The 14,297-nt window shown below is 66.5% G+C and carries 13 protein-coding genes; 4 read left to right on the top strand and 9 right to left on the bottom strand.

The genetic code is table 11. From position 1 onward, the window contains the following. Positions 1 to 2: 2 nt before the first annotated feature. On the bottom strand, positions 3 to 1,877 hold the full coding sequence (locus V9K99_RS35020; RefSeq protein ID WP_337009568.1) for a sialidase family protein: 1,875 nt from the start codon (positions 1,875 to 1,877) through the stop codon (positions 3 to 5). 146 nt (positions 1,878 to 2,023) lie between these two features. On the opposite strand from V9K99_RS35020, the gene V9K99_RS35015 reads away from it, so the two are divergent. From V9K99_RS35015 to V9K99_RS35005, 3 genes are all read left to right on the top strand, one after another. Next, on the top strand, positions 2,024 to 2,653 hold the full coding sequence (locus tag V9K99_RS35015; protein WP_337009566.1) for a bifunctional 4-hydroxy-2-oxoglutarate aldolase/2-dehydro-3-deoxy-phosphogluconate aldolase: 630 nt from the start codon (positions 2,024 to 2,026) through the stop codon (positions 2,651 to 2,653). Positions 2,654 to 2,705: 52 nt separating this feature from the next. Then, entirely contained in the window at positions 2,706 to 3,638 is a 933-nt protein-coding gene (locus V9K99_RS35010) for a sugar kinase (protein WP_337009564.1), read from the top strand. Positions 3,639 to 3,954: 316 nt separating this feature from the next. Further along, positions 3,955 to 4,773 carry a poly-gamma-glutamate hydrolase family protein gene (locus V9K99_RS35005; protein WP_337009562.1) on the top strand — a complete coding sequence of 273 codons (819 nt, stop codon included), beginning with the start codon at positions 3,955 to 3,957 and terminating at the stop codon, positions 4,771 to 4,773. A 362-nt stretch (positions 4,774 to 5,135) separates the two neighbouring features. On the opposite strand, the gene V9K99_RS35000 is transcribed toward V9K99_RS35005, so the two are convergent. The 4 genes from V9K99_RS35000 to V9K99_RS34985 all read right to left on the bottom strand — a co-directional run bounded on the left by V9K99_RS35000 (position 5,136) and on the right by V9K99_RS34985 (position 10,787). Then, a complete protein-coding gene (locus V9K99_RS35000) occupies positions 5,136 to 5,468 on the bottom strand; it encodes a hypothetical protein (protein ID WP_337009560.1) in 333 nt (110 codons plus the stop codon). 333 nt (positions 5,469 to 5,801) lie between these two features. Next, a complete protein-coding gene (locus tag V9K99_RS34995) occupies positions 5,802 to 7,271 on the bottom strand; it encodes an ATP-binding protein (protein WP_337009558.1) in 1,470 nt (489 codons plus the stop codon). After that, positions 7,271 to 8,932: an FAD-dependent oxidoreductase gene (locus V9K99_RS34990; protein ID WP_337009556.1), complete on the bottom strand. Its 1,662-nt coding sequence runs from the start codon at positions 8,930 to 8,932 to the stop codon at positions 7,271 to 7,273. The genes V9K99_RS34995 and V9K99_RS34990 overlap by 1 nt, the downstream gene beginning before the upstream one ends. Before the next feature lie 94 nt (positions 8,933 to 9,026). Continuing rightward, the gene (locus tag V9K99_RS34985) at positions 9,027 to 10,787 is read right to left on the bottom strand and encodes a chitinase (protein WP_337009554.1); all 1,761 of its coding nucleotides are present in this window, start codon (positions 10,785 to 10,787) and stop codon (positions 9,027 to 9,029) included. Between the two features lie 116 nt (positions 10,788 to 10,903). On the opposite strand from V9K99_RS34985, the gene V9K99_RS34980 reads away from it, so the two are divergent. Beyond that, positions 10,904 to 11,674, top strand: coding sequence for a class I SAM-dependent methyltransferase (locus tag V9K99_RS34980; protein WP_337009553.1), 771 nt, complete (start codon positions 10,904 to 10,906; stop codon positions 11,672 to 11,674). Positions 11,675 to 11,708: 34 nt separating this feature from the next. On the opposite strand, the gene V9K99_RS34975 is transcribed toward V9K99_RS34980, so the two are convergent. The 4 genes from V9K99_RS34975 to V9K99_RS34960 all read right to left on the bottom strand — a co-directional run bounded on the left by V9K99_RS34975 (position 11,709) and on the right by V9K99_RS34960 (position 14,245). Next, positions 11,709 to 12,176, bottom strand: coding sequence for a hypothetical protein (locus V9K99_RS34975; RefSeq protein ID WP_337009551.1), 468 nt, complete (start codon positions 12,174 to 12,176; stop codon positions 11,709 to 11,711). Positions 12,177 to 12,367: 191 nt separating this feature from the next. Then, on the bottom strand, positions 12,368 to 12,541 hold the full coding sequence (locus V9K99_RS34970; RefSeq protein ID WP_337009549.1) for a hypothetical protein: 174 nt from the start codon (positions 12,539 to 12,541) through the stop codon (positions 12,368 to 12,370). A gap of 265 nt (positions 12,542 to 12,806) precedes the next feature. Then, positions 12,807 to 13,403: a hypothetical protein gene (locus tag V9K99_RS34965; RefSeq protein ID WP_337009548.1), complete on the bottom strand. Its 597-nt coding sequence runs from the start codon at positions 13,401 to 13,403 to the stop codon at positions 12,807 to 12,809. 335 nt (positions 13,404 to 13,738) lie between these two features. Next, complete coding sequence (locus V9K99_RS34960) at positions 13,739 to 14,245, bottom strand: hypothetical protein (protein WP_337009547.1); 507 nt, start codon at positions 14,243 to 14,245, stop codon at positions 13,739 to 13,741. Positions 14,246 to 14,297 lie beyond the last annotated feature (52 nt).

Raw genomic sequence — 14,297 nt, 5'->3', positions numbered from 1 at the left:
AGCTATCCGAGCGGCAGATCGAGTACGACGTTCGCCACCGCGGTGCTGTTCGTCGTACGGATGCTGTTGAGCTCGGTCGCGGTCAACGCCCGCTTGTAGATCCGGACCTCGTCCATCGAGCCGTCGAAGTGATGCGCGCCGTCGAGCCGCTGGCCGACGTACATCTTGAACGGCCGCGCCGGACTGACCGACCCGGCCGGCGCGGTGACACTGGCAGCCTGGACCCCGTCGACCCAGATCGACAGTGTGCCGGCCTTGCGTTGGAGCGCGACGTGGTGCCAGGCGTTGTCGTTGTAGGCCTTGGTCGTGGCGACGGCCGCGGTGTTGCCGTTGGTTGTGATCAAACCGCGGATCCGGCTGTCGGCTGGTTCGGCGCGCAGCCAGAACTGCGAGAACTCGTTCATGTTGTAACCCCAGAAGATCGCCTGGTTCGCCGTACTCGCGCCGTACTTGATCCAGGCCATCGCGGTGAAGTCGCCTGCTCCGACCGCGAGCGATTCGGCGAACGGCAGCTGGATCGCGTCGTCGACCCCGTCGAGATCCCGCGCCTGCCCGAACTTCCCGGCAACCGAGGTGGTCCCGCCCCGCAGATAGCTGTTGTTGCCGAGCCCGGAGACGTCGGGCGTCGTCGTACCGAGGGGTGCGTCCGGGTGGCCGATGTCGGTCTCGGTGAACCGGGCGAAGCGGATCTGATCACGTGCGTCGACCGTGCCGCCTTCGTACAGCAAGCCGATCTCGCCGGTGTCGAGGATCGCCATGTCGGAGTACCCGGACCAGTCGCTGGTGATCCTGGTGCCGTCGGCAACGGACTGCCAGGTCTTACCCTCATCGAAGCTGGATCGGATCGTCATGTACCGGCGCCGATCGGGATCGGCCGGAGCCGCGAACAGGATGCGGTTGTACTTGTCGCCGCGGTCGGTCGCGCGGAGGCGCTGCAGGGAGCTTTGCACGACCGGCGTCGTCAACCCGGCGATCGTCGCGTACGGTGCCGCGTACGTCTGGCCGCCATCGTTGCTGACCGCAAACATCCGGCTGGCGCCCGAGGTTCCCGCGTTGTTGCGGGCACCGGCATAGATGCCACCGTCAACCTTCTCGACGACGCTGATCTCCTGCGGCACGGCGCCGTCAGTGCGCAGATCGGTCGCGCCCTTGTGCCAGGTATCGCCACTGTCGTCGCTGTAGACGAGTTGCCCGGCCTGACCACCGTCGCCGTTGTCGTAGTTGGTCCCGGCGACCAACCGGCCCGCATGCGCGCCACGAGTCAACTGGATGCCGTGCACCGGCCCGGTCGCGTACCAACCCCAGGCCGGATCATCGATTTGATCACCGATATTTCTCGCCGTACTCCAGGTCCGGCCGTCGTCATCACTGACCTGCACGTACGGGGTCCTGGGCCGGGTCGTCGTCCCCGGATCCATCGTGCTGAGCAACACGATCCGACCTGTCTCATTGTCGACAATCGGCGCCGGGTTGCCGCGGGTGGCCACCGCATTCGGGTTGGAGTCGGTCCCGGAGAGCACGGTCTCGGTCGGCGACCAGGTCCGTCCGTCGTCGTCGGATCGGCGCATCACCAGGTCGATCTCCTGCGAGTCGGCACACCAGGCCCGCCGCGCCTCGGCGAACGCGAGCAGTGTCCCGGCTTTGGTCTTCACGATGGCGGGGATCCGGTAGCAGCCGTACCCGGCGTCCCCTTTGTTGAACAGCACGGTCTGGGTGATGGCGGCCGGCTCGAAGGCCTGCTGAGCGGACGCCTCGGTCGACCGGGCGGAGATCTCGGTCGACGAGCGGGCGGAGGTCTCGGTTGGTGGTCGGGCTGCGGCCGGCGTCGCGGGGATGAGGAGGGCGAGGGCGATGAGGAGTGGAAGACGGGTGGGCATGGGCGGATGCCTCCAAGCGAACAGAAAGTAAACAACGGGGCGGGTTGTTCACTCCGTAATTTATCCACTTCATCCCGTCCAAAACCGACTATATCGGACGTCCTATGTATGGATCGATCCAATAGCGTGGACCCGAGGAGGAACCCATGGATCTGCTAGCCGAACTGCGGCACCGCAAGGTGCTCGCCATCATCCGCACCGACGGCCCCGACCGCGCCCTGGAGTGCATCCACACCCTGGTCGCCTCGGGCATCACGGCCCTCGAGGTCTCGCTCACCACTCCGGGCGGCGTCGAGGCGATCGCCAAGGCCCGATCCGAGTACGACCCGTCCATCCTGATCGGCGCGGGCACCGTCATCACCCCCGCCCAAGCCGACGAGGTCGCCGCTGCCGGCGCAGGCTTCGCGGTCACCCCTGCGATCACCCGCGGCGCCCACCGCAGCGTCGAACTCGGCCTCCCCCTCCTCTGCGGCGCCCTCACCCCGACAGAAGTGGTCGCCGCTCTCGACCTGGGCGCCACCGCGGTCAAGATCTTCCCCGCCAAGGTCTACGGCTCCGGCTACCTCCGCGAACTCCGCGCACCACTCCCGGACGCCCCACTCATCGCCGTCGGGGGCGTCGACGCGAAGACCGCCCCCGAATACCTGGCCGCCGGCGCCCTGGCCGTAGGCGTTGCCTCTCCCCTGCTCGGCGACGCGGCCACCGGCGGCTCCCAAACCGAGTTGGCCGCCCGAGCCGCGACCTTCCTCGCCGCTGTAGACGCGCCCCGCCTCTGACGGATGCGATGACTGCAATTTGCCCTACCGACGGCCACGACGGAGCAGACCGATGACCGACCTCCTCACCATCGGCGAGACGATGGTTTCCCTGCGGACCACCCGCCCGATGCGGCTAGGCGGCGATGCACACCTCTCGATCGCCGGCTCGGAGAGCAACGTCGCCATCGGCCTGTCCCGCCTCGGCCACCAGGCAGCGTGGCTAGGTGCCGTCGGCAACGACGAGCCGGGGCGACTGATCCAGCGCACCCTGCGCGCCGAGGGCGTCGACACCAGTTGGCTGCGCTTCTCGGACGAGTCGTTCACCGGGTTCATCGCATTCGACCAGCCGTCGCACGACATCACCCGCGTCAGCTACCACCGCCGCGGCTCGGCCGGTTCCACACTGACCAGCGCGGAGTGCCTCGAGGCTTTGCAGGCCTCGTCGCCACGCCTCCTCCACGTCACCGGCATCACCCCGGCCCTCTCCGACTCCACCCGCGCCGCGACGCTGGACGTCGTACGCGCGGCTGCGGAGTCCGCCGTACGCGTGTCCCTGGACGTGAACTACCGCGCTCGCCTCTGGTCACGGGCCGAGGCAACTGCGCTGCGTGAGCTACTTCCCTTCGTACACACGGTCTTCGCCTCGGACGATGAACTCGACATCCTCACCGACGCGTCCGAACCAGTCCGAGACCTGCTGGACAGCGGCATCGCTGAAGTCGTCGTCACCGCGGGCGGCAAGGGCGCCTGGGCCCACACCGCCGACGGCACCATCCACCGCCCCGCTCTCCCGGTCACCGTCGTCGACAGCATCGGCGCCGGCGACGCCTTCGTCTCCGGCTACCTCTCCGCCACCCTCGACGACCTCTCCCCCGAGTCCCGCCTCGACTGCGCCACCACCTCCGGCGCCTTCTGCGTCACCGCCACCGGCGACTGGGAATCCCTCCCCACCCGCGACGACCTAACCCTCCTAACCCACACCCAAGGCACCGCCCTCCGCTAACGCGGCGCCGTCCGCCCACCCGGCCCAACCACGCCCCACTGCCCCCCACAACACCGGGCATGCCAGCCCCGCCACACGGCCCCCGGCACCGCGGCCCCGCGCGCCGTTGCCCAGGCATTCGAGCTCCGCGCGCTCGGCCGCCCGCGGACCTAACGACAGGAGGTACTCCCCTCCGACCAGGCAAGCGCCGAGGCGCCGAGCGTGAAACCGCCCGCCCTCGGGCAACACCTCCTGTCGTTAGGTCCCCCGACACGCCTCTGAGTGTCCGGTGACCTGCGGCTGGGCCAGAGTGGAGGATCGGCTGGAGGGAGCTGGGATGCGGAGTACGCGCCGGACCTTTCTCGGCATGGCGGTTGCGTCAGCCGTCGGCTCACAAGTGCTGGAGGCCTCCGCCACTGTCACAGCCGACGAGTACCCGTCGAACACCGCGCTGTACGCCGACCCGTCCTTGACGGAAGGTGTCGACTACGCGCGCCGGTACCGCAGGCACCCGTGGTTCGACGACCACCTCACCGAGCGGTACCCCATACAGCGCACGGCGATCCTGGCACCACACGGAGGCGGCATCGAGACCGGTACGTCGGAACTGTGCCTGGCAATCGCCGGCTACCACCCGGCCGATCTCGCACCCACCTCGGCGAACGGGCCGTTCCACGACTACTGGATGTTCGAGGGCCTGCTGTCCACCGGCAACACCCGGCTACACGTCACCTCCACGAACTGCGACGACACCGTCGCCCGCGCCGTCGCCGCCGGCTCACTCAACGCCATCGGCCTCCACGGCTGCAAACCCGAACAAGCCGACCTCCCCGCCGGCACCCAGGCCGTCCTCGTCGGCGGCCGTAACACGGCCCTCAAGTCCCGCCTCCTCACCAAGCTGTCCGCCGCCGGCCTCCAAGCCATCGACGCCAACTCGGTCCCCGACCTCAACGGCGACGAACCCGCCAACATCGCCAACCGCACCCTCCTGGCCGCCGGCGCCCAACTCGAACTCACCACCCCACTCCGCCAAGCCATGTTCGGCACCAACACCAGAGCCGACCGCAAACACACCACCCTCCCCCTCTTCTGGACCTTCACCACCGCCACCCGATCAGCAATAACCACCCAAGAAGCCACCCAACCCACCCCCTAAGCGATCGCCCGAGTGGATTCTGGGCGGCATACGGCACCGTCCGCACCCCCGAACCACGGGTTAGCCCGCACCACCGCACCACCGGCCGACACCACCGGCCAGCTCCACACCCACCCGCACCACGGTTTACCCCGCATCACCGGTCAGGCGCGCACCGCACTCGCGCGTTAGGCCCGCACGAGCGCACCACCGCCAGGGCACCCATGACGGGTCCGCCCCGCACACCGCACCATCGGCTGGCACCACCGCACAACACCACCGAGCAGCTCCACGCCCACCGCACGAAGAGTTACCCCCGCACCGCCGCACTACAGGATTGCCGGGGCGCAGGGGCGCCGGGGAGGCTGTGGTTGGGGTGACGGTCAGTGGGCGTCGATGATCTCGGCGTTGGTGGCTGAGGCGTTGGCGGTCAGGGACCATGCGGCGGCGGCCTCGGGGGATTGGGCCATCGGGAAGGCGGCGGCCATCGACTGGAAGGAGTCCCAGCACCAGGTGTCTGTGTAGGTGCCGTCTTCCCCGCGTACGAGCCGGGTCGAGGTCAGACCGGGGTGAGCCGCGCGGATCGTGTCGATCACCGTGGCGCGGCGCTTGATGAACTCGCGCAGGTCGGCCGGATCAACGGTGTACGTGTGAATCCGCGCGACTCCCGCGGCGACAACCGTGTCCTGCTCTGCCGGCAACTGAGACGTCTGCATGATCTCCTCCTCGAGTTTCGGGTACGTCCTGTTGACGGATCCCAACGAGGAGGTGTGACACGGCTTCATGCGTCCACCGCCGACTCGTCCACGAACATCGACAAGCGAGCGGGTACGGCGGACGTGGGAGTGGAAGCCACGATCGGATTACGTCCGAAGCCGGACCGGTCGTGCGCATCCGCGTTGAGCCGCCCAGCGATCGTGGGGAGCCGGGCGCTGGCCCCAGCCCGGCGGGCGGACCGACTGGAAGTCGGGCGCGTCCGCGTGCAGCAGCCCCCAGCAGCACCGGGCACCATCGCGGACAGCGGGCGCCGGCGCGCCTGGTGGGACGGATTAGCTGAGGAGGTCGGCTTCGGATTCCAGTTCTTTGTCGGGGTCGAGGGGGAGGACGATCTTGAAGCGGGTGTCGCCGGGGCTTGATTCGACGCGGAGGTCGCCGTGGTGCTTCTTGACCACGATGCGCCAGGAGATGTCGAGGCCCAGGCCGGTGCCTTCGCCGATGGGTTTGGTGGTGAAGAAGGGTTCGAAGATGCGAGGGCGGATCTCCGGTGGGATGCCCGGTCCGGTGTCGCCGATCTCGACGACCGCGTAGGCGCCGTCCTTCTTGGTCCGGATCGTCAACGTGCCCGATCCGCCCATCGCGCTGACCGCGTTGTCGACGATGTTGGTCCACACCTGGTTGAGCTCGGCCGCGTACGCCGGGATCGGCGGCAGATCCGGATCGAAGTCCTTCACCACCTCCAGCCCTTGCAGCTTGCCCGACATCATCACCAGCGTGGACTTGAGCAGCTCGCGCAGGTCGACGATCTGGTACGGCGCCCTGTCGATCTGGGAGTACTGTTTCGCGGCACCCACCAGCGTCGAGATCCGGGTGACGGAGTCGTCGATCTCGTTCATCAGCGACTCGGTGTCGATCGTGTACATCAGCCACCGAACCGCACCCTCGAGGTACGTCGGCCCGACGGCGGTCAGCACGTCCTCCATCCACGGCACGTCCAGACCGGCCGCAGCCAGCACCGGCGCAACATCCCAGCTCGCCTGGACGTCGTGGTCGTCGAGCCAGTCGGTCAACGAGTCCTCCGCGTCGGAGAGCTCCATCGGCGACAGCTCTTTCGCCTTGGACTTCTCCAGCCGCTCGACCGCCGCTTCCTGCAGCTCCACGATCTTGTGCAGCTTGGTGGCATCCAAGGTGCCGTCGGCAAGCATCGCCAGCTTCGCGCGCATCCCCGCGACCCGTTGCCGCAAGGTCGCCGCCGCCCGGACCGCCGCGGCAGCCGGGTTGTTGAGCTCGTGCGTGAGGCCCGCCGACAAAGAGCCAAGGGCAAGCAACCGCTCCCGCTCCCCCACGGTCTCGTTGGTCCGGCGCGCCCCAGCCACGAAGCCCTCGATCAGGTGCACCGCCATCGGGAACCAGGTGTGCATCATCGTCGCCATCGTCGCGGCGTCGATGACGAAGAACTCCGACGGCTCGGTCACCCGCATCGTCGCGGTGTAGTTCTTCCTCCGGTCATCGGCTCCGAAGAACGCCGAGAAGGCACCGGAATACACCCCGCGCTGCCCCGTCCGGTTGATCTCCACCTCTTCGCCGTGCAACAGCTTGCAGAGCCGGAGTTCACCGGACAGCAAGATGTAGCAGCAGGTGGCCGGTTCGCCTTCGGCATAGACGATCCCGTCCTGCACCGATTCGACGTACCCGGCATCGGAGAGCCACTGCAGTTGCTCAGCGGTCAGCGACTCGAACAGGAAGAGCGTGCGCAGCTCGTCGGGAGTCAGCCGTCGCGGTTCCTCGGTTTCGACAGTCATCAGAGCATCTCCAGGTATCGGTGCACCAGTGTCACGGCCATCGCTCCGTCGCCGACCGCGGAGGCGACCCGCTTCACCGACTCGGCCCGAACATCCCCGGCGGCGAACACGCCCGGCATGCTCGTCTCCAGGTGGTACGGCTCCCGCTCCAGCGTCCAGCCCGGCGGCCTGCCACGCAGGTCCGGACCGGTGAGCACGAACCCGCGCTCGTCGCGGAGCAGCTCACCCGGCAACCAGTCCGTCCGTGGCGCAGCACCGATGAACACGAACATCCATTCCGTGTCCACCTCCCGGCTCTCTCCGGTCACACTGTTGTGCAGGATCGCCCGTTCGAGGTGGTCCGAGCCCTTGCAGGAGACCACCTGCGTACAGGTGTGGACCTCGATGTTGTCGATCTCGTCGATCTGATTGATCAGGTACGTCGACATCGTCGCCGTCAGCGATGGTCCTCTGACCAGCATATGCACGCGTTTGGCGTGCCTGGAGAAATACACCGCGGCCTGGCCGGCGGAGTTCGCCCCGCCGATGATGTAGACCTCCTGGCCGGCGCAACTCGGCCCCTCGGTCGTCGCCGAGCCGTAGTAGATGCCGCGGCCGCACAGGTCGTCGACACCGGGGGCGTCCAGGGTCCGGTACGACACGCCGGTCGCCAGGATCACCGAGTGCGACGAGATCTCGCTGCCGTCCGAGAACAGCAGCCGCCGCGCGGACCCGAGCGTCTCCAGACCGACCACTTGACGCGCGGTCAACAGCTCGGCGCCGAACCGCACCGCCTGCCGACGGGCCCGATCGGTCAGCTGAGCGCCGGAGACACCGTCCGGGAAGCCTAGGTAGTTCTCGATCCGGCTCGACTGCCCTGCCTGACCGCCCGTCGCCAACTGCTCGACCAGGACGGTCCGCAGCCCTTCGCTGGCGCCGTACACAGCCGCGCCGAGCCCGGCCGGGCCGCCGCCGACGACGACCAGGTCGTAGAACTCCTTGGCCGGCGCGGTTGACAGCCCGACCTTGTCGGCCAACTCGGCCTCGCTCGGCGCCACCATGACGGTGCCGTCAGACGTGATCACGACCGGAAGGGTCGCACCGTCCACGCCTGCTGCCTCCAGCAGACGTTTGCTTTCGTCCTCGTCGACACCGAGCCAGCGGTACGGCACCGCATTGCGGGCGAGGAAGTCGCGGGCGGCGAAGGACGGAGCGGACCAGCGGTGGCCGATCACCCGGGTCTCGTCGGTGGACGGCTCCGGGGTCGACTTCCACAGGTCGAGCATCGCGTCGACCACCGGGTAGAGCTTCTCTTCCGGTGGGTTCCACGGTTTCAGCAGGTAGTGGTCGAGGTCGACCACGTTGATGGCCTGGATCGCCGCGTCGGTGTCGGCGTACGCGGTGAGCAGGACGCGGCGGGCCAGCGGGAACAGGTCCATCGCGGCCTCGAGGAACTCGATTCCGGACATCTGGGGCATCCGGTAGTCGGCCAGCAGCAGCGCGACCGGCTCGCCGCGCAGCTTGAGCTCGCGCAGCGCTTCGAGCGCCTGCGGGCCGTTTTCCGCCCGGACGATGCGGTTCTCCTCGGCGTAGCGGCGGCGGAGGTCACGGGCGATCGACCGGGAAACACCGGGGTCGTCGTCCACGGTGAGGATCACCGGGCGGGTCGTTGACGCTGTCATGCCTCCTTCTTACCAGCGCCGGACCAGGTTTCGTGAAGGGTATTTTCCACACACTTTCGCTGAGGTTTCCCGCAGTACGCACCTGCGGGAAACCTCAGGGCAGGGCCGCGAGGTACGGCGCGTGGCTGTTCTTGAACTCCCAGCCGTAGTACCGATCCCAGTTGATCGACCACGTCATCAGCCCGCGGAACGCCGGCGACGCCCCACCGCGGAGGCTGTAGCCACCGCAGTTCTGGCCCTTCACCAGGCAGTCGAGCGCTTGGTGAACGGCTGCCGGGGCGGTGTAGCCGTTGCCCGCGCTGACCGCCGCCGGCAGTCCGAAGGCGATCTGGTCCTCCCGCAGTCCGGGGAAGGTCTGGCCGGTGCTCGCGACCGGGAATCCGGCCTTGATCATGTCGGTCATCGCGATGTGGAAGTCCGCGCCGCCCATGTTGTGGTACTGGTTGTCGAGCCCCATCACGGGACCGGAGTTGTAGTCCTGGACGTGCAGCACGGTCAGTGCGTCGCGCAGTGCGTGGATCACCGGCAGGTAGGACCCGGTCCGGTTGTCGCCACCGCCCGCGCCGCCGTAGAACTGGTACCCGACCTGCACGAAGAACGTCTCCGGCGCCATCGTCAGCACGAAATTCGCGCCGTACTTCGCCTTGAGCGTCTTCAGCGCCGCGATCAGATTGACGATCACGGGCGTGGTCGGGTTGCGGAAGTCGGTGTCGCCCGCGTTGAGGTACAGCGAGTGCCCTTCGAAGTCGATGTCCAGTCCGTCGAGGCCGTAGCGGTCGATGATCGCGCTGACCGAGTTGACGAACGCGTCGCGCGCCGCGGCGGTGGTGAGCTGCACCTGTCCGTTGGCGCCGCCGATCGAGATCAGCACCTTCTTCCCGGCCGCCTGCTTGGCCCGGATCGCGCTGATGAACTCGGCCTCGCTCTCCACGTTCGGGCACTCGGCGACCGGACACCGATTGAACCTGATGTCGCCTGACGTCACCGACGTCGGCTCACCGAACGCCAGGTTGATGATGTTCCACTCGGCCGGTACGTCGGCCATCCGCACGTACCCGGACCCGTTGGCGAAGCTGGCGTGGAGGTATCCGATCAGCGCATGCTTCGGCAACCCCGTGCTGGTGCAGCCACCGGTCGTACCCGTTGTAGCTGTGGACTTGGCCGACTCACCAGTGCTGTTGTACGCCGCCACCGAGTAGGTGTGACTGGTGCACGCCCCGAGCCCACTGATGGTCGCGGAAGTACCAGTGACGGTCTGTACGACGCTGGAGCCTTCGTAAACGCGGTAGCCGGTCACTGTGCCAGTGGATGCGCCCCAACTCAGCGAGATGCTGCTGTTCGTCGTACCGGCGACTGACGGCGTACCGGGAACACCGGGCCCGGACGGATTGCCGCCAGGACCGTCAAGACTGATGTCATCCGCCTGGTACGCCGGTTGGCCGTACCAGCCATGCACATACACCTGCACCGACGTCTGACTCGCACCCGTCGTGAAGGACACACTCAACTGCGTGTAGCTCGTGGCAGACGGCGTCCACGTGGACGAGCCACCCGTGACACCCAGGTAGACGTAGGACCCACGCACCCAGCCCGACAAGGTGTACGCCGTACTGGGCTGCACCGCCACGGTCTGACTGCACTGTGCGTAGTCAGAACTCGACACAGCCCCGTTGAGCGCATAGCCACCACTGCGAACCGGACTGCTGACAACAGAACCTCCAGAGCAGGTCCAGCCACTCAGCGACCCGGTCTCGAAGCCTGGGTTGGTCAGCACGTTCGCCGCCTGCGCAGTCTGTGTCCCACCAATCAGCAGCAAGAGCAGACCAAGGACGACAGCGAGACACCGTGAACGCATGGCGGACCTCCCGGGGCGGTTGGGTCCATTTAGTAGAGACGCTCCATAACTTCCGGGTCAATCCACCAACCCGTCGGATTCCCGCCCCTGTCCGAAAGCCGCCTACGGTTGGGCCCATGAATCAGCTCGACTGGGGCCAGGGCCGATATGAATCGACCGCTGCGGATCTGCTGCCGGCGGCGCGCGAACTGGTCGAGGCGGTCCGGATCCAGCCAGGTGAGCACGTAGTCGACGTCGGCGCCGGTACCGGCAACGTTGCCCTCCTGGCCGCTGGCCTGGGCGCCCGCGTGACTGCGATCGAGCCGGCCGCCCGCCTCCGCGAGGTGATCGGTGCGGCTTCCCGCGACCTCACGGTGGTGGACGGCACCGCTGCGTCGATCCCGTTGCCCGACGGCTCGGCCGACGTACTGCTCTCGAACTTCGCCGTCATCTTCGCCCCCGACGCCAAGGCCGCCATCGCCGACCTGGCCCGCGTCGCGGCCCCGAACGGCCGCATCCTTCTCACCGCTTGGCTCCCCGGTGTCTTCGACGAACTCATCGGGATCCTGGCGAACGCGGTCAAGGAGGTGACCGGCGGCGGTCCGATGGAGGGCCGCATCGACTGGCACGACCCCAAGGTGCTCTCCACCCTGCTGGAACCACACGGCTTCCAGCTCTCCACCGCCACCAAGGACCTGACGATCACCACCGCCTCCGCCGAGGATTACTGGTCCACCCGAATCGCCGCTCACCCCCTCGGCGTCGCCACCCTCCCCCTCCTCGAACAGGCCGGCGTACTCCCCGACGTCCGCTCCCGCATGCTCAGCCTGATCGCCACCAACTGGACCACCCCCACCGGCGAAGTCCATCTCCCCGCCCAATACCTCCTAGCCACCGCCACCCGCTGACACCCGCCTGTCCGGCTGTTTCTCGCCAGCGGTACTACGAGCGCATCCACGTCCGCACGAATTGCGCGCATTCCGGGGAGGCGATGTCCAGGACATCCAGACACGCCTCGGTCACGACACCGGGACCCGTGAGGCCCTCACGTACGAGCAACCACCCTCCGGGTGCGGCCTTCTCAAGGCATCGTCTGCCTAGGTCGTCATCTCGGTAGCTGGTGGCCCGCACCAAATGGAAGAGCAGGTCCAGGATGGCGATACGCACATGTTGGGGACGTTCATCGAGCAGAGATGCCAACAGCACTGAGATGGTGGGTTCAGCCGCGCTGAATATGTCGTCCTGCGCGAAGACGTGGTTCTCCATGGTCTCCCACAGGTCGCGCCTCCCGTCCACCGGGCTCTCAGCAACGAACTCGGCCAACTGCCGGCCGAATCGCGACGCAGGGCCGTCGAGCAGTTGATACCTCGACCAGTCCACCGCCCCAATGACCACGTCTGCGACGGTCATCTCACCTCCTTCAACAACTCCTCAGACGCATGTCTTCACTCGCGAAGACACGATCAGCATTGCGATTGCCTCGCTCGCTGCAATACACACGCCAATCACCTTCACTGCCGGTGCGACAGCATGCACCCACGTGCCGGACCTATTGACTGCACCACACTCGACCCACCGAATGCCGGCGTTTGGCAGACCCGCTACTTCTTCGAGACCATCGAGATCCCGCCTAGCGCAAGGGAGAACATCCGGGCGAGCGCCATCCGTATGTCCGGGTCCCGATCGAGCCGCTCCAGCGATTCGAACCTCGCCGGATCAACGTCGATGGTGACAATTCCGCCAGCACCCCCGACCTCCACGGTCGAGAAGAGCATGAGACATCGGTAGGCACGCAAAGCCCCTCCTCGCTCCTCGCGCATCAGAGACTGGAGGATGGCGAAGTCTTCCTTGACCTGGTGCGGAGCGCGTCCACGGAGGTCCACCGAGTCGCCCAGCCCCGGTCCTCCGCCTCCAGTTGGATCTCGATCAGCGTATCGAAACCGATCTGGCAAACGCGGAAGATGGGATCACCGAGTGAAGGCCGAGTACCGAGCCGGTCGAAAGCTCCACCGCTCGTCACAACCTCGGGAACCGGAATGGTCATTCGAGGAGCGTCCTCATGAAATTCTCTAGATCGACTGGATCAAGTTTCTCGGCCATGGCTTCGGCAAGGCGCCGGTGAAAATCGGATCGTAACCCGCCGTCATCCCAAACGTCGCCACTGAATTCGCGCAATAGGACGGCCTCGAAACTCGCCAACGCCGAAATGAACGCGGCCATGGTCTGCGCGACCCGATGTGGCTTCCACTCGCCGGCGCCATGTCGCGCAAAGTACACCGGAAAACCGGACTGACTTATGTCCACGAAGAAGGGATCCCCGAACACCGCGGCAATGACGACCCAGTCGCCGGACCATCCTGGGAGCTGGCGACGCTCCGGACCGCTCCATCGGTAGCCGTCCTGTGCTGCGGCAAGGTCCACGACCGAGAAGATGAACAGTTCCTCGACGACCCATGGGATCGAACTGTTCGGTGCTTGGCCGGCAGCGGCGTAGGCGGCTGTGAAGTCCCGTGGCAACCCCATGTCCCGAGTTGGCTCAGTGGTGTCATTGGGGTCGACCTGCTCCAACTCGAATTCGAGCCCGCACGAGGTCACGACGCTCCGGAGCGCATCAAAGGCCGCTGTCAAGTCGCCCATCCGTCAACTTCCTCCAACTCGTGATCAGCCGTCACCTCCAAGACATCACCAGCATCTCGATCAAGACGCTCGCAACACCCTCCGTCCGCTCAGGACCGTGCAGATCGAGGTCAGCGTGCACATCCTCACCGCAGGCACCGAAGATCACCACCGATGCCTGCGACCTCCTCGACCGGCTCCCACTGATCAAGGCGCCGGGGCACTAAAACTCAGGACTGACGTTGCCGCCAACTACTGTCCCACCTACCGCAAAATCCCCCGCCAAGACGCACCTGACGGAGCTTCAAGTTAGCTGCTGCTATCCAACGCGAGGGTTGCGGGTTCGAGCAGCGAGGCTATACGTCACCCTCCAGCCAGCGTTTGAACGGTGCAACCTTCGACAGTTCTGAATTGATCATCTTCAAACCTCCGGCGAAGTCTTCGGCCAATTTCGAGAGCATCGCAACTAGCTCACTCTGCGTAATGGTCTCGCGCTCTGGCCTTGGAACCCAATTGGTCCGCGACTCGCAGTGAATCATCACGAGATCCCCGATTGGTCGGAAGATCAAGGTCCTCTCGATGCCCTGCGAGTAAAGGTCCACCTCGACTTCGCGACGTTCGCGCACACCCGCCAGAAGCGGCGGGAACTGCTCCATGAAGGCAGACAAGTCATACGCGACATCGAGCGGCCACTCTTCACTCCCGAAGCCGCCAATGTGGAATGTGCTGCCTCCAGCATCAGAGAGGGCGCTACACGCCTCCATGACGAGGGTCTCGAAATCGTCCCCCGGCTCTAGGCCGGCTGAAGCAGAGGCTAGAGTGCCTGACGGCACGGCTGGATCGAACGACACGGAGAAGCTCATCTCTCCAGCCTCCTAGTTCGGGCCAATGATCGGGAATCCCGTCCTGTACAGT

Origin of the sequence: Kribbella sp. CCNWLW201, assembly GCF_037203805.1 — a bacterium.
Classification (GTDB): Bacteria; Actinomycetota; Actinomycetes; order Propionibacteriales; family Kribbellaceae; genus Kribbella.
The sequence above is the reverse complement of the archived record's forward strand: the minus strand, read 5'-3'. Positions and strand labels throughout refer to the sequence as shown.